The sequence below is a fragment of the Nocardia sp. NBC_00881 genome (assembly GCF_045207455.1).
GTDB lineage: Bacteria > Actinomycetota > Actinomycetes > Mycobacteriales > Mycobacteriaceae > Nocardia.
This window is the reverse complement of the sequence record NZ_CP108798.1, coordinates 6,663,804-6,684,558: the sequence shown is the minus strand read 5'-3', so window position 1 is coordinate 6,684,558 and position 20,755 is coordinate 6,663,804. Positions and strand designations below refer to the sequence as shown.

Here is a 20,755-nt window from a genome sequence, read left to right as displayed (position 1 = left end):
GGAGGACTTCCAACTCGTCGATCAGCCCGGGCCGCATTGCGTACCGGCCCGCGTCCATGATCATTGTCACCGAGTCGTACAGCGAGACGTAATCCGTGGCCCGCCCCCGCACCTCGGCAGGCGTATCAGACTTCTCGATCAGAGCCGCGGCATAATGCCGGAGCGTTTCATCCTCACCCGGCGGGTTGCCCGCCGTCTGGATAAGAACGTCCCTGGCTTGGATCAATTCGTCCCGCCAGAAGTCCCGCAGCGTCCCGGGCCGCACCAGATCGGCCACATTCGTGTCGGGGAACCGGTTTTTCAGTTCGGCAATCAGCTCCGGATGCCGCGCCCGAGCCAAGCGTCGCATCGTATTCAGCTCGCCGAGCCCGGGTTCAACGGGGGCCGGTCCGGCCGTGGCCGGCGCTGCGGACTTGGGGCGCCGGTTCAACGGTGAACGGCGGGAAACCCAGTCCATGGCCCGCTGGATGGGCTGCGGCAAGGGCTCGTCCGGGACGTGCTTCGGCTTCGGCAAATGGGTGAAGGCGTCGCGGTGCTCGTTCAGCCGGTCGTCATTCGCGGCGGCGAACAACAGTCCTCGGCCGCCCGGTTTCTCCGGGAACAACTGAATTTTCCGCTCCGCAGCGGTCGTGTCCGCACGGTTCTCCGCGAGCTCGACAAGGTCGTCGGCCAACTGTTGCCAATTGTCTTCCAGCAGCAAAACCACCGCGGGCGACTGGCCTGCGCGCTGTCGTTCCACGAATGTCTGTACTGCCTGGTGTAACCCTTTGAGCAGCGAGGCCGTGGTAGTCCCTGCGAATATCCACGCCACGACCTGATCGGCAGTGCGCGGATCACCAATCCAGAACTGCCCGGATGGCTCGACCGACCGAACGTGCAGTTCAGGTGCGCCGGGCAGCTCCGCTAGCCACCGCGTCACCCGATCGGTGATGTCCTCCGGCTCCAGGCGCGCAGGCATAGCGCCCTGCCGAACCTGCACGGCGTCGACACCATTGCCGTGCAGCTGCGCCGCTACCGCCGCCCAGGCCTCGACGCCGGGAGTGTCACCGCGGGAGACCAATTCGATGAGCGGCGGCTCATTGTCCTGGACCGCCCGGTTGTCCCGCGCTCCGTTGGAAGACGAAACCCGATGCACCACCGCCTCGCCGGCGAAAATCTCCCGGTCTCGCAGACCTGTGGCATCACCGTGCCGGTGCACCACCCGGGTAGAGGCCACTCGAGTGGGCCGATGCTCGGTTTCAGCGAAGTCCGCGCCGACGTGCGCGGAGACGGCAATCTCGTCCAAGTCACCGGCATGTTCCGGGACGAACCAGATCACGTCCTGCGCGATAAGTTCCTGGTCACCGTACTCGACGATGACACAGCCAGGACTGCCGAGCCCGTTGCCGCGGTCGAACGACAGCAGATGGAACGGCACCCCCATCTTCTGAGCCCGCTTCTTGCCTTCCGCGACCACGACACGGAAAGCCGCCAGGTCGCGCCTGCGGGGATCGTCCGCACTACGCCGCTGCCATTCCTCTTCCAGCGCTTTTTCGTTCAGTTTGCTGCGGATCGGCCCCGGAATGCCTTCGGCCTCGCCGAGAACGTCCGGGTGGAGTTCCTGCAGCGCCCTGCGCTGTTCGGGGGTCGAGAAATCCCACAGCACGGTGTTCGCGCGGCCCTGCGCATGCGCCGCCACCGGATCAGGGATTTCGCCCGCGTGATGCACCAACTGGGCGATATCACCGATCCCTGCCTGCTCCAACGCCTCCCGCACCAGCACCGCGTTGTCGGCCGGTTCCGTCGCGCCGACGAAGAACGGCCGGGGCCGCGGCGGCCGGGTTTCCACGCCGGCCAGGTCGTCGATGGCGTAGCCGTCGGCGCCGACGAATATCGCCACCGCGATCTGGCCTTCCGGATCCTGCGCGGGCGGTCGGAAGTCGCGGATGATCTCGTTGGTCTTCGGATCCCGCTGCTCGACCCGGATGTTGTCGCCCTCGACGACCGCCACCCAGAGCACCGCGTGCCCGAGACCTTCCGGCGGTGCGGTCGCCACGACCATCTGCAGGCCGTTGCCGCTGCCCTTGTGCTGTGCCTCGCGCGCGGCTACCTCGGCCTCGAGCCGGCCGAATCCGTCCTGCAGACCGTGCAGCTGATGTGCGAGCACCGGTTCGTGCCCGGGCCGGTCCAGCCACTCCTCGGCGTCCGCGAGATCCGCGCCCATTCCCGGGACGGCGGCCCGGATTCCGGAGCGATCACGCTTGGCGCGGAAGGCGATGTCCGCCGCGATCGCGGGCCAGCACTGGTCGGCCAACAGCGGCCTCGGGTCCCGCCGCACGAAGGTAGCCATACCCTCGGCGTCCGGGGCCGATGTCTGTGGCCGGGCAGGATGGTCGGGCACCTCGGTGATGCCGTCGGTGCGGCCCGCCGCCGGATCCGGACGAGTGGCGACCGGTCCCGCAGCCGCGAGCCGGGTGGCGGCGGCCAGGTCCGTGCGCAGCTGTTGCTCGAGCGCCCGGATTCGATCGGACAGCTCGTCGAACTCCGCGTCAGGCCGGGCGGTGTCTCGCAGGTGTTCGGTCTTGGCGGCACGCAGCCTGGCTGCTACCACCTCGAGGTCGGTGGCCGCCAGGTCCAAGAAACCGAACCGCTGCTGCCATTGTTCGTGACGTTCGGCGATGACGATCAACTCGGCCAATCCGGCGGCTCGCTCCGGATCCGCACCCGATGCCCGGCTGCGCTCGGCGTGAAGCTGCTCGAGTGCGTCCACGCCAGGCGCCACAATGCCGAGTCGGAATACGGTGTTGGCGAACTGGTTCCGCGCGCTCAACCGGTTCACGTGCGCTGCCTTCAGTGCGGCAGCGAGCAGGTCCAGCTCGGCGACCATAACGCCATCATCATGGAAGTCGCCGGGTGCCATCAGACGCGCCCTGGCATCGATATGCAGGTGAGTCAGGTTGTGGCCCAGTTCGACTCGCGGCGCAGGTGGCAGCTCTCGGGCCGTCCGAAATGCCACATCCAACCTGTCGCGCAGCAGTGAGTCATACTGTCGCAGCAGGTCGACGGCATCCTCGACCCGGTTCAGTTCGTCGCGCAGCGCGCGAATCTCCAGCAGCATGCGCGCCATCGTCGCGGCGAGCTCATCCAGTGCGGCCCACTGGCTTTCGTCCATATCCGCCGGGTCGACACCTGCGCCGATCAGGACGTCCAGCACTTCTCTGGTGGCGGCTTCGTCGGCAGCCAACTGCCGCACGACGGTACGGGCTTGGAACCCTTGGCCAGGTGTCAGGCGACGCAGGTTCTCCACGACTGCGCCGCGCACCGACGGCGGCCGGAAACCCACCAGGCGTTCGGCCGTGGCCACCGCGCGGGCCGTCTCGTCGAGTTCGTGGGCCCGCTGCGCGAAGTCGTCGAACATCTCGCCGGTGTCCAGCTTCCGGTCCCGCCGGAATCGGGTGTCCCGCAGCGTCTCGTGCAGCACGATGAGCTGCTCGATCAGCTTCTCGGCCCGCCGGATCTTGGCAACCTGCTGCACGATTTCGTGCGCATTGACGAAATCTTCTTCATCCGAAGACCATTCGTCCTGCGCCCGCAGATCCGCCAGATCCGCCAGCTTCTGCCCGATGAGCAGATCATTGGGGACCACCATGTCGGGCAGTACCGTCGTGCATGCATGACGAAAGAGCTGTTCCCAGTCCTGCAGTCCCGGTTCATCCCCCGCCAGCAGACGTTCCACATCTTCCGGAGTCCGGCCCAATGCGACACCGAGGGCAGCCTTCTCGAGCGTCCGGTGCACAACCGCATTGCCGAGCACGGTCACCAGCCAGCTGCCCAGCTGGTCACCATCACTGCCGCGGTCGCCGTGTGCGTGGATCTGGACTGTGAGCGGCGCCAGGCCGGGCTGTTCACCGGTCAGCAGGCGCAGCTCGAGAACCGCGGTCAGTTCGTCGACCAGCCGCCGCAGGTCCGCGCCACGGAACATCAGCGACGCCAACTTCAGGCCCGGGTTGGCACCCTTGGCGGCCTGATACCGGTCGACGGTGCGCTGCAGCCCCTCGTCCAGCGTCACCGGACTTTCCTCGCCGACAACCAGATTGACATCGATCAGGTCAGCCGTGGCGCTGACGCCGATGGCGACGAACGGATCGTTCAGCGACAGCACCGCCGAAGCCGGTGCACCGGGCAGGTGGGCGACCGAACGGCGGAACCGGTTCAACGCCTGCACGGTCCGGCGCAGCTGGGTCAGCCGCTGGGTGGCCGCCTGGACCCGGTCCTCCCGGTCCTCCCGGTCTTCCCGCTCGACCTGTTGTTCGGCACCTCGAAGCGCTTGGGCGAGCAGCGTGATGGTGGCGACATGGCGGGAGTGGTCATCGGCGCCGAGCAGATCGGCGATCCTGGCCGGGTCGACTCCGACGAGGTCGGTGATCCGATCCTGGTGCGCGGCCAGCACCATGGCCACCTGCCGGACCGTGGGCACCGGACCGAGCTCGTCCAACGCCTGCTTCAGCTGCTCTGCGCCCGCCAGCTGGTCGGCGGTTTCCTCGGCGAGCCCGACCTCCGCCAGCACATCCCATGGGGAGACCACGTCGAAGGCGTCGTCGAGTTCATCGGCCAGCTGGGGGAGCGCGCTCACCGCGGCAACCACGTCGATGCGGTCGCCTTCGCCGTCCAACAACACTTCCTGCCGGTTTCCGGCGCGCAGGCGGCGGGCCGCGTTCAGCACCACAACCTGCTCGGCATGCCTCGAGACATCGGTGCCGTGCCGGTCGTCGAGAATGGCGGCCCAGCCGACCGTCGGCTTCCGCAGATCGACCGTGACGGTCACGATCATCGTCACCGTGCCCGGCTCGGCCAGGTGGTCGGTATAGATGTCGGTGATGCGCCGCAGCACCTCGAACAGTTCGGCCGAGCTGCCTACGGTCTCGGCTGCGTGCCAGATCACGGTGTCCGCGTCCGGCGAGCCGAGCCGGAACTGCGCCTGGACGCGCCCACCTTGGTCCGCGGGCCCACCGTCCGGGCCGATATCCGGCAGATGCGCCGCCGTCAACAGCGGTATCGGTGCCTCCATCGCCTCTTCGAAGGCGGTGTGCATCGCCTCCACCATTTCCCTGGTGGTCTGGTCGAATGCGCCGCCAGGTTCCATCGCGGCATCGACCGCCTGCTCCAGCGCCTCGTCGGGCACCGCGCCGATCAGGCCGCCCAAGGCCGGATATCGGGCCAGCAGCGCCTGCCACATCTCCGGCTGCCGCGCCGCTTCGTCGAACAGCTGGGCCACCACCCGTCCGCGCTGGTGCGCCACCCCCAACACACCCGCTCCCCGGGCAGGCTGCAATAGCGATTCCAGATTCTGGAGTCCATTGCGCTGCAACACATCCGCGAGCAGCTGGGTAGGGTCGGGTTCGGTCAGCTCGAACCAGACGACCTTGCGCCAGTCGCCGTCCATCCGCTGCAGGCCCGAACTCCGCAGCGGCGCCTGGGCGGCGTTGCCGGGCATCGGCACCGACACCAGCGAGCGGTCGGTGTCGTACATCGTTACCCGCAGCCGCCCGGCACCGAGCTGCAGCATCCCTTCGATGTCAACGTTGAAGCCGGGCCGCTGCACCATCGCGGCCAACTCCGCCATGACATCGTCCAGCTGCCAGACGAACCAGCCGTTCTTCATCCGCCGCGACAGCCAGGTGCGCACCTTCGCGAGAGTCCGCCGGATGCCGATGTCATCGGCCGGGAACAGCATCGGCAGTTCCTGTGTGGGCTCCCACTCGACCGGATCAGGCTCTGGTCCGGCGACGTTCGCTTCGCCGATCACCACCCCCGACCGAGCCAGCCACTCGGCGGTCCGCTCGGTCAACTCGATGTAGACCGGTCCGGTCCGCTCCGGTTCCGACCCCAGATCGAACTCTCGCCAATATGCCGTGGTTTCACCATCGACGGTGCGCAGTTCCAGTACTGCCCACGCGGGCTCACCCCGAACGGGTTCGATGCGCAGCGTGATGAGCATGCCGTGCGGCGTCGACTGCACCTGCTCGACATCCAGCGAGAAGTCGTCCCCGTCTACGTCGCCGAACCCGGTGAATATCTCCTCCGAGCCGCGACCGTGCCGCTCCAGCAACGTCGGAACCGGCCATCCCAGGGAATTGTCATCCCACAGCGACCCTTGGTATTCCACGTTGACGAACAACGCGGGTTTGGGATCGATCCCGTTGCGCCGCAGTTCGGCGCGGAGATTGGCGACGTTCTTCGGGTCCGATAGGTCGAGCGGGAACGCCCCACCGTAGGGTATGACCTCGACCAACCGCCCCGCCTTGATCTTCCAGAGACCAAAGGCCGCCGGTCCGCCTTCCTCCTCGGCGTACGTCATGCACAGATTGGTGTGCGTCCCCTCCGCGTCGGTGCGGAACCCTTTACCGGGTATCGAGTCCATCGTGAAGCAGTCACCGCTCGCCCGGGTCGTGCTGTACGGCTCGTTGTCCGGTCCGACGACGAACAACGGCTTGCCACCGTCCTGGATGATCCGCACCCGTCGCATCGTCTCCCGTACCGCCATACCCTCCGGGTTGGTGACCGGGACCACGTCATAGGTCGGCTTGCTCGGTTCGACCAGGCCGAGGCGGATATTCGTCTCGCGGACCGGGCGCGACGGGAGGCCTTCCGGTTCGCGGTCGGCGAAACCGTGCCGGTTGGGCAATGCCAGTACCGGTTCCCGCAGCTGGGCCTCGGTGAGCTGTTCGGGCACGAAGTCGCGGATGACCACGCGGCGACCGGCATCGACCAGATCGACGCGGGCGACCCCGTTCTCGACGACCAGCACCAGTGCGATCAGGTGCGCCAGCGGGCCGTCCAGGTTCTGCGCAACGAACATCTCCAGCCCGTCGCCCGCGTTCTCGTCGTCCGGGTTCCGGCGTTTGAGCTCGTCATGCCAGGCCATCAGCCGGTCGAAAGCCTCGCCGATATTGTCCAGCTGCTCGAACAGCACCGGATCCTGATCCGGCCCGGCCGCCCACTCCTCGACCGTACTGATCCAAGTGCCCGCCAACGGGTTTGCATCCTGGATGCCACCCGGGTCCCGGTTGTTGCGGATCGCGTTGGCACGCATCGCTTCGGGAGCACACTGATTCGCCTGCGGCCGCTCCGAATCCGGTCGTGCGTGTCGGGTATCGCCCTCGACCTGCGGCAGGTCGTCCGGCTGCCGCACGATCCGACGCAGGACCTCGCCGGCCCGCGGTGCGGTCGGCTCGGTGCTCCTCGGCGTCGGGCGCGCCGAATCCTCAGTGCGCGGCGGGCCGTCGGCGACCTCGCGCAGGGCGGCGTCCACCCTGCCGTCGAGACCGGCCAGCTGCACCGCGATGCGCCGGATCTGGTACGCGGCCCCGCCCATTTCGTCGATCCAGTACAGCCGGTCGGCTGCCGCGCGCACCGGCCCGAACTCCGGGAGGACCTGCCGCAGCCACCGCACCTGGTGCGGTGGCACCGACAGCCGCCCGTCGTCACCGAGCAGCCGGCGCCGCAGATCCGCCAACAGCGGGTCCGCTGACAGCAGCTCTGCCAGTCGCGACTCCGCTCGCTGCCGTTGCCCACGCAACACAGCGATGCTCTCTACCCAGGTACGACGCAAGTTCAGGCCGGCGAATTCAGGCCGGGCGGCGACCGAGTCGAACAGCGCCTCCAACCGGCCTTGGTCCGCTTCCAGATTCCGCCGCTGATCAACCAGATCCGTGAGCCGATCGGCCAGCCCTTGCAGCCGGGTAACCTCATCGATGGCCGCGCGGTGCCTGCCCGCAATGGCATTCAGCTCTTGCAGACCACGATAGCGATCCTGAAGTCGCCCAGCCAGATTCGTATTACCAGTGCTTGGGCCGGCGGCGGCCCCCGGCCTGCGCGGATCGAAGATCCGGCCGAGTCCGCCGGTCGCGCTCCGCGCCTGGGACAACAGCTCGGCCACGTTCGCCGTCGTCACCTCATCGTTCCGGAAGTTCTCCCAATGGGCCCGGCTGCGTCCCCTGAACTCACGCAGGGTGTTCGCGGCAAGGGTTTCGGCTCCGGCGAGCGCGGTTTCCAGGGCGGCGATGCCGTCGCGACGCGCATCGGCCCTGGCGACGTCGAATGCCCGCAACCGTTCCTCGGCGTCGGCACCCAGATCCGCCAGTCCCTCCCCGGCGGGCCGTCGATACTCCGCCGTCGGCGACGCATCCGGAGTCACCATGCGGATGGTGAGGGCCCCTACCTGACTGCTCTCCGATAGCCGCAAGATACCGATACCGCGTTGCACGGTCGCGAGGATCGCCGAAGCGCTGCCATGCGTGACGAATTCGAATGTCGGCGCGTCGTCCCCGCGGCCCCGGCCCTGCCAGTGGTCCCAGGCTCCCACCAGGCCGTCGACGATATCGGCGGCCAGAAGCAGCCCCGCGGCCTCGAGCGGCCCCTCGGGCGCGAACCACACCACCACCGCATGGCCAGGATCCTGCGCATCCAGCCAATCCATAGCGGCGCCGAGGCCCCTCGACACCGAGGCCCCGACCCCGCGCCCCACGACCTCCACCCGGATGGTGTGCGCCTCCGGCGAACCGATGATGGCCATCACCCGGCCATCCGCGCCACGCGGCACATCGGTCAGCACCGCCAACGGCCTGCGGTCTGCCGCGGCACGCCTGCGCAGCTCGTCGAACTCCAGGGTGCGGTCCTGCAAAAGCTGAGGCCAATGCGGTTCGGTGCCACCATGGCCCTGGTCGATCAACCGGGTGCGTTCGGCCTCGACCGTATCGGCATCGGCCAGGCCCCGATCCGACCATGTGATACCGGGAGTCGCCGCCACCCAACCAGGCAGCTGCTCGATCAGCAGCGTCTGCTCGGTAGGCGACAGCATGCGCCACTGTTCATTCACCCGGCTGCCGCGGATGTGCGGCAGGTTCCCGCCGAACGCCCGAGCCCAGATCAGCAGCGCGGCGTCCCGCCGTCCGACACCCTGGGCCAGCAACGAGAAGACCCCGTCTTCGGCAGCGTCGATCCCGCGCCCCCCGGCGACTTCCCGCTCCTCTGCCGTGAAGAGGGCCACCCTGAGTTTGATGACCTGGAGGTACAGCCAGTTGTACCGTTCCAGCCATTGCTCCTGGTTCGGGTCATCATCGTTGATTCTGTGCCTGAACGCCTCCGCATAATCACGTTCCAGCGTGTCGATACCGCGGGCGAGTACATCGGCGCGCAGGAACATCCGCGCATGCCCGAGCACGCCATCGAGCTCAGCCAGGAATTCCGCAGCGGAACGGCCATGTCCCCCACCGGCCACCAGGTTCCGCACTCGCTGCCCGGCCAACCAGTTCGGCGGTTCCGAATTCCCGGCAGCGATATGGTCGGCCAACTGACGGCGCAAAATCGTAAGTTGCGCGATCTCCTCCGGACCGATGTTCGCCGGATCGCGCAGAAACTGCGGTCCCGCCGTGGTGAGGGCGGCAACGGACGCGGCCCGCCGCAGCAGCGTGTCGTTCCGCAGCTGAGTGATTTCCGGCCCGAGTCCCTTGCCGGACGATGCGCCGACGTAGATCTCGCCCTGCGGGATGGTGTCCGGGTCAACCGGGTTCGGGTTGTCGAACTGGACCGGAACCCCACCGGCATCCAAGTGCAACACCATCACCGGCGGACCACCCGGATCCGGCGTCCAGTCGTACCTGAACTCTCCGTTGATCGGGTCGCGGTACTCCAGGTGCTGGACACCGTCCACGACATGCCGGATCACCCAGACCAGGTGATATCCAGGCCCGCTCCTGACTGTTCCGGGCTGTTTCGGGATGGCCACCAGCATCTTGATCCCGTTGCCACCCGGATTCCGGCTATCCGGCCGTAGCCGATCCAGGTTCCGCCCACGGAACTCGAAGTCATCGACCGCCTCGTCGAGGTTCGCCCACCACTGCGGCTCGATGGGATCCTCGCGCTGTTCGGCGGTGGCGAACTCGGCCACGCCCTCACGGAATGACTTGCCGCGCAGCCGATCAGCGGCTGTGATCCGCATGTCGGTGCGGCCGGTGACCCCCGCGACATCGGCCTGCACCACCGTGAAGCACTGGTTGGGTTCATCCACCCACATCTCGCGCGGGCGCTTGTATTTCAGCGCGCCATCGGCCAGGCCCGAATTCAATTCGGCGTCGAGCTCATCCAGCCGATCGTGCAGGACGTGGTATTCGTCCACCACCTCGGCCATCGCGGTGAAGTGCCGGGCGAGGTCGATTGGGGTCGCGATCAAGCGCTGCCGCGGATCGCGCCCGATCTGATCGGCCTTCTGCCGCAAGGCATTCGCCCATCGCGCGGGCGTACCCAACGTCGCAATGTCGACTTTGCCGAATGTGGCCATGACGTCAAGCTGCCTGCGCTTGTCCTTGACCTGCCGCCAGACCTCGTGGTGTTCCCGGGCCTTGGCTGCCATCCGCTGCGCCTGCCCTGGCTCGGTGGGCTCGGCCTGCGCCGGCTGGGCCTCGGACGCGGCGTCCGCGATGGTCCGCATGGGGCGCAAGGTGCGGCGGTGGCGGGTCGCCGGGCGTGGCTTGTGCCGCAGGGCGGCGACGGTGATGTTGTCCTTGCTCTTGACCAGCGCCAGGTTCATCAACGCGGTGACGAGCTTCTCCGGATCTTCGGCATGCTCCTCGAGGGCGTTGTTGAAATCGACCGGAGCCACGCAGTTCAAGCCGTCGGTGTACACGGTCACAGTGACCTCGCCGGACACCTCCACGACTTCGGTGTACTTCGCCCGGCCCTTCGGGGCGCCTACCCCCGTGGTGATGGCATGCTGAAGCGCACCTGGTTTGGCCCCATTGCGCTTCAGATGCTCCGCCGCCTCGACGTCGGTCAGGTCGTCCAGTTCCCTGACCAAGGCGAGCATGCTCGGTCGCATCCCGTATACCCGCAGGCGCTCAACCACCTCGGTATCGGTCAGTTCCTTCATATCCCGGAACCAGTTGAGAACCGAGTGATCCCGGGTCACCAGTTTCGACCCGACCTTTGCCCGACTGTCGCCGACCCAGGTGACCGTGACCAGCCCCTGCTGGACCATAACGATCACAATGGTGCTGGCGGGCGGATTCTGGTCGCTCCGGTACCGGTCGTCGGCTGCCAGCCTTTCCGCGATGTCCTGGGCCACGTCGACCGCCTCTTCCGACGCGGCTTTCGCGACGAATGCCCCTCCCGCAGAGTCCTTGACGACCTTCCCGATGTGACCCATAGCCGCCGCCGCGACCTTTTCCGCCAGGACACCCCCACCCGCCGAAGTCGACACGCCGTCGCAGATCACCGCGACCTCGATCGGTTCACCGTCGTGATCGAACACGGCCAGTCGCATCGCATCCTGATTGCCGTGACCGTGCCGTTCGGGTATGCCGATATGGCTGATCCCGGCACCCGCGGGCCCCAGGTCCACCAGGACATGCGGCTCGTTGCCCGTGAATGCCGCGGGGAGCAGCGCGCGAGATGGCTCGTTCGCTGCGACCCCCGAATCCGTGCGGTGTTCGGTTGGTAGCTGGAACCGTTGCCGGGCTTCGGATTCGGGCGACAGCGGATGCTCCGACAGCACCCATTCGCCGGGTGGCGCCGCCGGCGGCGGCGGAAACGCCGCAATCCCGCCGGTAGCATTGTCGGGCCCGCCGTCGACCAAGGCCTGGTCGGCCAGCGTGACCGCGATCGCCCGCAGATCATTCGGATGGGCGGCGACCACATCGGCGAACGCGTACAACGGCATACCGTCGGTCAACACCCCGATGACCCGGTTGCCTTCGATGGCGAACGTTTTGATGTAGCTCGTCGGATCCGCCGGGAGTTTTTTCTCCGCGGCGAAATAGTGGTGCTCGATATCGGTGGGATCCACCGGATCCAGTATTTCGGCGCCTGCCATCGGATCATCCGGGTCCACCGAAAGCACTTCGACGTCACCGAATTTCCCGACAATGATCTTTCCGGGCAGGATGATCGCCGCCGCCGCGGAAGCCCCGGGCGTCCGCTGCCCCGGGTTCAGGTTCGCGTACTCGGCGGCGGTCAGGTTTTCGATCGCATCCATGCCCTCCTCGAACGCCAGCTGCATCGCCGCTTCGGGTGCGATACCCGCCTGCAGCTGTACTGCCAGGGTGTCGCGGATCGTCTGCACGACGAGTTCCGATGCCTTCTCTCCATGCTTCCGCGAGGTGACCCCATCGCCGGACACCAACACGGTCGCCGGTTGACCGTCGAACGCACCGACCGCGAACGCCATCGCGTCCTCGTTGCCGTGGCCGTGCTTGGCGGTATCGCCGTTATTGGTGATCAGGACGGCTGCGTCCGGCCCCCACCGCGATCGCGACCTCGAGTGCGCAGCCTCGACGACATGTCGTTCCCATGGCGCACCGAACAGCAGGGTGTCCTCGCGGGGCATGTGCACGCCGTGCAGTGCGCTGGGTTCCTCGCCTGGTTCGAGGGGGTGTTCGAGGACACCGTTGTGGGATTTGATGAAGGTGGCCTGGTGCGGTTCTCCCGCGAAAAGCCGGAGGAATAGGTCGATCGCGGTGGTGCCCTGGTGGGTGTATTCGCCGTCGCCGTTGTAACACTGCTGGAGGAGGTATGCGTCGACTTCGTTCATGCCCTCGTGGGGGTACCTGCCGCCGCTGTAGCTGTGTTTGATCTCGACCCCGTGTACCGGGTCGTGGGCGATGTAACCGGTGTGTCCGATACCGTCGCGGTATTCGACGACGAACGCTGCTCGCATACCGGGGGTATTGCGCACCAAGTTGACCAGCTGCGCCATCGTCAGCTGACCGTGATGGTTGCGGTCGAAGTTCGCGCCCACTTTTTTCGCGAGATTGATCGCGGTATCGCCGGCCAGCCGGTTGCCGCGCGGTGGTTTCACCGGTTGTGGACCGACCCGGCCGGTGGCATCCCAGTTCGCCCATGCGAAGGCCCAGTCCGCAAAGGTCGCGCACTCGCCGACCAACAGCGGCTGGTCCGCGTCGCCGTCGGCGATGCCGGTGTTCGGGGTCGTGCCGTCCTGCGCTGCCTGCTCGGTGAGGAACTCGACGGTCTCGGCCAGCTCGGCCGTGAGGTTCTCGATTATCCGGATCTCGGCCTGCAGAGCTGTGATGACCGCGGGATCGGCGCCGGGCTCCTGGGGCTGCTTGTCCCGGTCTTTGTCCCGCTCATCGCCGAGTTCGATCCGCTTGTGGTCCAGCGCGGTACGGGAGGCGAGGGTACGGACCGCCGCGGGCAAGCCCGCGGCCGCCAGTACCGTGTCGGGATAGGCGGTAATGAACGCGGCCCGTTCGTCCTCGGTCAGTCGCGGCCACAGCACCCCGAGTTCCCGAGCCCGGGCCCGCCGGTCGGCCTCGAGATCACGTACCCGGCCCGCACCGGGCACCAGGTCCGCCAGCCGCGCCCCTTCGCGCTCCAACGCTTTCGCTACCACCGCGCGCGCACGCCGCACCGCCCGCGCGCGCTCGGCCCGCATCCGGGCGCGGCGAGCCGCGCGACCGGGCAACCCGCGACCGGGTGCACCGAGGGCTGCGGGCCGATCGGCGCCGGTCGCATCGGGTTCGGCAGCGCCGGTCCCGGCCGCGGTGGGCTGGGGCAGGCCGGCCAACGCCGCGGGGTCCGGTGTCGACAGCGCCGTCGACCCACGACCCGGCGTCGCCACCGGCGCAACCGCGGGTGCTGTCGGAGGCTGCGGACCCGTATCGGGGGCCGCGGGTGTGCTCGGCAGCGGGTCTTCGACCGTGTCGACCTTCTCGGCGGTCGCAGCGTCATCGGCCACGGTGGTGTCCGATCGCAGGCCGTCCCCACCGTTCAACGCGGCTACCGCGTTCTGCAGGATGTCGATCTCGGCCTGCAGGGTTGTGGCCAGCAGACCATCCGGGTCTGTCTCCCGCACTTCGCCGAGTTCGATCCGCTTGAGATCCAGTGCCGTACGAGCCGCGCGCAGCCGAAGAGGGTCGGGCATATCGACCGCGCCCAGGAGCGTTTCCGGGTACGCCGTGGCGAAGGCGTCCCGTTCCTGCGGGGTGAAGCCGGTGTCCCACACCTGCATGAGCAACCGGGTCCGTGCCCGGAAGTCCGACCACACATCACGCACTCGCCCCGCACCCGGGATCAGGTCCGCGAGCCGCACCCTTTCGCGCGTCAACGCCGCCGCCACGATCTCACGTGCGTCCTGCACTGCCTGCTCACGTTCGGCCCGCAGCCGAGCCCGCCGAGCCGCGCGACCGGGCAACGCATCATTGGGCGCGCCCACCGCCGCAGGCTGATCGGTATCAGCCACATCGGGTTCCGCGGCAGCGGGCCGCGCCGGAGTCTGGTGCTGCAGGCATGCCAACGCCACCGGATCCGGCGTCGTCAGTGCCGTCGACTCACGCCCCGCAACCAGCACCGGCGCAGCAGGGTCCGCCGCAGGAGCAGTTGGTCGCCGCCCCCGCGTGTCGACCGGAGCCGCATCAGAATTCGTCGGCAGGGCGGCCGCAGCATCATCGACCGTTGCATTGTCCGATTGTGGTTCGTCCGCCGCGGCCAGGGCGGCGGTCAACTGTTCCACCCGCTCGATGTGCGTCTGCAGTGCGGTGATCAGCGCGGTATCCGGGTTGTCTTTCGTTTGCTCGTCGCCGAGCTCGATCCGAATCAGGTCCACCACCGTATGGGCTGCCCGGATCCGATCGGTATTCGGCAGGCCCGCGGTCCCCAAAACCGTTTCCGGATACGCCGCGATAAATGCCGCCTGCTCCTGCGGGGTCAACCGCGGCCATAGTGCGACAAGTTGCCGGGCCCGGGCCCAGGCGTCGGCCCGAACATTACGCACCCGACCCGCACCTGGCACCAGATCGGCGAGCCGTACTCCTTCGCGCTCCAGCGCCGCGGCCACCACGTCACGCGCCTGCTGTACCGTTCGCTCACGCTGGGCACGCAGCCGGGCCCGACGGGCGGCACGACCGGGCGAAGCAGCCGCCGCCGGTTGTCCGGTGGAGCCGTCGACAGCCGTCGAATTCCCCTCCGCGGCAGGCTGATCGGCACGAGCCACATCGAGGTCGATGATCTCCACGCTGTGTCCGAGGCTGTCTCCGGCCGCATCAGGAGCTGTCCCGGACCGGTCCGGCAGCTGTTCGAACGCGGTGTCCAACATCGCCGGGTCCGGCGTGGTCACGGCGGTGGCTTCGCGACGCGGGATCGCCACCGGCACAGTGGCATGTGCCGTCGGGCGCGTGCTGCGCACGACCCACCCCCACGAGCCGGTCGGGCCGGTAGCGGAATCCGCCTCAGTGGTATCGGTGTCGGTGTCGGTTGCCGCCGTCGACACCTCGGGCTCCGGCTCCGATACCAGATGTGGACGGGGTTCCCGGTCTGGATCGAACCCCGGATTCGCGACAAACACCTGAACAGCCGGCATGTCCGCTATGGCCGGCGCAGCAAGGTCGTTCTCGAACCGACCCAGGAAGAACTGCGGAGCGATCCCACCCGCGAACACGTGCATATGCCCCCACACGAACCTCCCCCGTGTTCCCTGCACCAGATACATCCGAGCCGTCGCACCCGCAGGCCCCAACGCCGCCCGGGCCGCCTCCGGTGAATCGTGCGCTACCACCACACCGTCGATCCCCAGCAGATTCGGCATCGCATCCGGATGCACACCATCCACAAACGGCGCCACCGTATTTCCCTCCGGCACCGCTACATACGCCACTCCCTGCGCCACGTACTGCACCGGCGTCGACGACTTCCCCAAGCGCCCCAACAGACCCGCGATATCCACCCCCTTCTTCTCCACCGCCCCAGCCAACGGATCCTGATCAACCGTCAGGCCCGTCGCCTCCATCCCCTGCTGCACCTCCTGCGCCGTCGGTGCCGATGGCCTATCCGCCCAGCGCGCGGCCGCCGCGCGGGCAGCCTCCGCTCGCTGGGTCCCCCGCTCCTGGCGGAACTCCCGCATATCCGCCACCAATGCCGCAACCTGCTCGGACAGTGACGGTTCCGGCTCGGCCAGCTCGCGGGGCTCCCGCTCCGGATCGAAAGCGGAATTCTCCACGTAAATCGACATGTCCCCGGAAATTTCATGCCACCCCAGCACGAAATTCTCCGCGAAACCGCCCACGAGCAATGCCATCGTCGGATTCGGTGAAGATCCCGCCCGTATGAAGCCCGGCGCCTTCACCACCACCACGCAGCCAGCGCCGAACGCCTCCGCTTGCTCCAGTGAGGTGAACCCGGATACATAGCCCCGATCCCCCGGGGTAATCCCCTCCGCCAAAACCTTCGCCAAATCCGACACCGGGATAAATGCCTCGACCCCGTCTTGCACCCATGTCACCGGGGCCTGCTCCCGGCCCCACGTGGCCAGCACCCGGTCCACGCCCACCGTCGCCCGCCCCTCCGGCGTTGCCGCAGGCATCGGATCCGCCCCATCGGGCAACCCGGAAATCGCCCTCCCCAACGCCGCTTCCGCCGTGAATTGCTCCAGCGCCGCTGTCTTCGACTCCGCAAGAACCTGATCTGCTGTCAGACCCGAGCCGGTCGCCGCTGTGCCGGACTGTGCCCGTTTCGCCAGGCGCGCGGCCGCCGCACGCCGGCGCCGCTGCGGATCTGCGGTATGCGGCGTCGCACGCTCCCCGTCCTGCGCCGATGCCGGCTCGGCGGACGCCGGGCGCACCGGTTGCGGCCGTGGCCTGGGGTTGGGGTCGAACCCCGGATTCTGCACGAACACCGCAACAGCCGGCATGCCCTCGAAATCGGGGACATCCAAATCCGCGTCGTCGTCTTGGTACCGGCCCATGAAGAACTGCGAAGCGATCCCACCCACAAACAAGTGCGCATTCCCCTGCACGAACCTTCCCCGGCGCCCCTGCACCAGATACACCCGAGCTGTCGCACCCGCAGCCCCCAACGCCGCGCGCGCCGCCTCCGGCGAGTCGTACGCCACCACCACACCGCCGACTCCCAGCACATCCGGGTGCGCACCATCCACAAACGGCGCCACCGGATTCCCCTCCGGCACCGCTACATACGCCAGACCCTCCTCCACATACCGCGCCGGCGTCGACGACTTCCCGAAGCCCGTCAACAATGCCGCCATATCCACCCCGTCGGCCACCACCGCCCCGGCCAACGGATCCTGATCAACCGTCAGGCCCGTCGCCTCCATCCCCCGCTGCACCTCCTGCGCTGTCGGCGCCATCGGCGGGGCCGCCTCGGCCTCTTTTCGCGCAGCAGCCTCCCGCGCAGCCGCCTCCCGCTTCCGCTCCTCCTCCCGGAACTCCCGCATATTCGCCGCCAAATCCGAAATTTGTTCGGACAGCGACGGCTCCGGCTGCGCCGGCTTCGTTTCTTTCCGCGGCACCCGTCCCGCAACAAAGCCAAGGTTCTGCACAAAAATCGAGACTGCTTCCACCCCCTTCCCGGACACCACGTGTTTGCCCACCACATATCGGCCGGCCACACTGTCCAGGAGCATCACCACCCCCGACGCCTCGTCGATGAACCCACCCGGCGCGTCCACCACGGCCACGCACTCCGCGCCGAACTCCATCGCTTTTTCCAGCGAGGTCAACCCCAACACCGCCCCCGCGGTATCGTCGCCCACCATCCCGGTCTCGAACAACACCTCCTCGCCCTTTACCAACGGGACATACACAACCGGCCCCGTCTGCTCCCCCAACCAGCGCACCCGACCCGGCGCATCCGGATTCCCCCAGGACGCGGGAAGCGTTTTCGGATCAACCGCCCGACCATCCATTGCCGCGGGCGCCGGATCCGCCCCCGCGGGCAACCCCCTGGCCTCCATCCCCCGATACAATTCCTGCTCCGAGGGCCGCAACGCATCCGCGAGCCACGCGGCAGTTTCCTTGTCCTGCTGCCGCTGCCACTTCCGATCCGCCGAGTTCGGTATCTGCGCAACCCGGTCGGTCTCCTCCAGCGCATCCGGCACCGCGGGCTTGGGCTGCGATTGCCGGTCGGGGTCGAACCCCGGATTCGGCACGAACGCCGCAACATCCGGCAAGTCCTCGAACTCCGGCACATCCAGCCCGATGTCATTATTCGATTGGAGACGGCCGAAGAAATTGTGCGCAGGTATTCCCCCCACATACAGATACGCCTTGTCCCCATTGGGAAGTTCCTGCTCGAACCTGCCTCGCCGGCCTTGCACCACATACACCCGGCACTGTCCGCCCTCAGCCGCCCGCGCGGCCTCGGGGGATTCGTACGCCACCACCACGCCCGAGGTCTTCGACGTCATACCGTTCACGAAGGGCGCTTGCGGGCTCCCCTCTTTCACGGCCACATACGCCACCCCGTCGTCGGTGAACGTCGGCGGATTCGCCGACTTGCCGAAACCCGCCAGCAGATGGTCCAGCTTCACCCCGGTCAGATCCGCCGCCCCCGCCAGCGGATCCTTATCGGCCGTCAGCCCGGTGACGTCCTTGCCTCGCTGTATCTCCTGCGGCGTCGGTGGCTTCGGCTTCTCGGTCGGCACAACTTGCGCCTGCTGCGGGCGGGTCGGCGCATCGGCCGGGCGTGGTTTCTGCGCCGGCGCCTCCGGCCGCCCAGCATTCACCGGCTCCGGAGATGCCGATTTCCGCGCCGGATCGAAACCGGAATGCTCCACATAAATAGACATATCCCCGGAAATTTCATGCCACCCCGCCACAAAATTCTCCGCGGCCCCACCCACGAACAGCGCCATCGGCTCCCCCGAAATCCCCTCCCGAATGAAGCCCGGCGCCTTCACCACAACCACGTTGCTCACACCGAACCTCGTCGCCTGCTCCAACGACGTGAACCCGGAGACATAACCCGAGCGACCGGGCGAAAATCCCTCCGCCAGGACTTTCCCCAAATCCGACACCGGGAAAAACGCCTCAGTCTCTCCCACCCAGGTCACCGGCTTGTCACCATGCCCGAAGTCGGCGAACACTCGGTCCAGACCCACGGTCCGCTGCCCCTGGGGCGTCGCCGCGGGCATCGGATTCTCCCCCTCCGGCAACCCCGTCGCCGCCCGCCCCAACTCCGCATCCACCCGCAACCGCTCCAGCGACGTCCGCTGCAGCTCCGCCAGAAACTGGTCCGCCGTCTGCCCCGAACCGGCATTCGGGTCACTGCTCGGTCGCCCCGGCGCCTCCCCGGCTGACGGAGCCGAAGCATCAACCGGTACAACCGGGCCGCCATCGGTTTGATCCCCAGCCGTAGCCGGCCCACCCGCCTGGTTCACCGGCGTAGCGGGCGTCGCAGGCGCAGCGGGCGGCGCCGCCCCCGCTTGCGGACCCGCCACCACACCGGCACTTGCCGGCGGGGTCCGTGGCACGACCGGCCGCGCACCACTCTGCGATGGCCGATCGAGCGCCGACCCAGTGCGTGAATCACCCTGTACCGCAGGCGATCTCCCGCCGGAGCCGGGGTCCGGCGATGCGGCCCTCGGTGCGCTGTCCGCGCCGGTCCGCGTGGTGGTGTCCGGGCGCGGCGCAGTCCCGTCGTGCAATGCCGACCCGGACGTATCCCGCGCCGTGGTCCACTCCCCCTGAATCTTCCTCAGCTGCGCGACGTCACCCGTCTGGTACATGTTGCCGCGCCCATTGGCATTCGCCTCCTGGTGCACCTCCCCGATCCGGTCGAAGAACCCCCTGGCCTGCTCACGAGCCGGGCCCTCCGGGAACTTGTCCGGGTGCATCTCCCTGGCCAACTGCCGAAACAGCAGCCGCCCCTCCTGACGCGACTCAGCAGTCAGCTCACCCCGATCCCACGCCAACTTCCTCCCACCCTCGAAACCCGCCTCCCCGGCACCCCGAACCTCCGGCACCGGACGCATCCCGCCCAACGCACCCAAACCCGCACCCGCGAACAACATGTGCGGATCGGCCGCCGCCGCGAACGCCTGCCACGCCACCGTCCCATGCAGCGCCGACTGCATCACCGCACCGCCGAGACCCATCCCCACCATCGCCGCGGTCCCCGCCACCGCGCCCGTCGTGATCCGCTGCGCCAACGCCGGTATCGCGAACCGCCCCATAAAGTTCTGCATAAACCGCGCCGCAGGCCCACCCGCCAACGGCCCCGCCGCGAAAGACGCCCCCATCGTCAACGCCGAATCCCAGTGGAAACCGTCCCCCGACGCCAAACCAGCAGCCGTGTCGACCCCGAAACCCACCAGCCCCTGCTTGCCCGCCGCCCTCACCAGATTACTGCTCAGCAACTTCGCCAGCGTGCCACCGGAAGTCTCCCGCAAAGCAGGCAACACCCCGAACCGCTTCAGCAACGGCTGCAGCATCCCCGCGGCCCGGGCCTCCCCCATCGCCGCCGCCGCCTCACCCAACCCACGCAACGCCTGCCCCCGAACAAGCTGCTTACCCTCCTGGATGATCAATTCCTCGACCACCGGCAACGCCGCCCGCCCCCACGGCGTGAACCCCAACGCCGCCCGCGCCGCCCACAACGCATACAGCGTCACCGCCGCGAAACCCCACATAATCAACTGTGTTTTCGTGACACCATTCGCCGTCTTCACCAACGCGTTCCCGAATTGCGTCATCGCATCAGCGAATTCGTCGAACGAAAACTCCCCCGACTCCAGCAACCCCAACGCCTTCAACAACGGCTGGGTCGCCTCACCCACATAAATATCCGCAACATTGCCCTGCGTATTCCGAACCGCCTCGGTCAACGCCCGCACCCGCGGAGCCATCCCCAACAAACCACGCTGAGCCAACAGCTCCAAATCCCCCGCCCTGGTATCAGGCAGCTCCATACCGAAATTCAGCAGCTCCCCGATACCCCGCAACAATGCCGGGCCCTCGACATTAAACGCCAC

General features: G+C 67.7%; 1 protein-coding gene (running past one end of the window). It reads right to left on the bottom strand.

Annotation, left to right across the window (positions count from 1 at the left end; all coding sequences use genetic code 11):
- Positions 1-20,755: the beginning of a GNAT family N-acetyltransferase gene (locus OH799_RS28730; protein ID WP_406270362.1), read on the bottom strand. It extends 157,073 nt beyond the left edge of the window; only the first 20,755 of its 177,828 coding nucleotides appear in the window; the start codon lies at positions 20,753-20,755; the stop codon falls past the left edge of the window.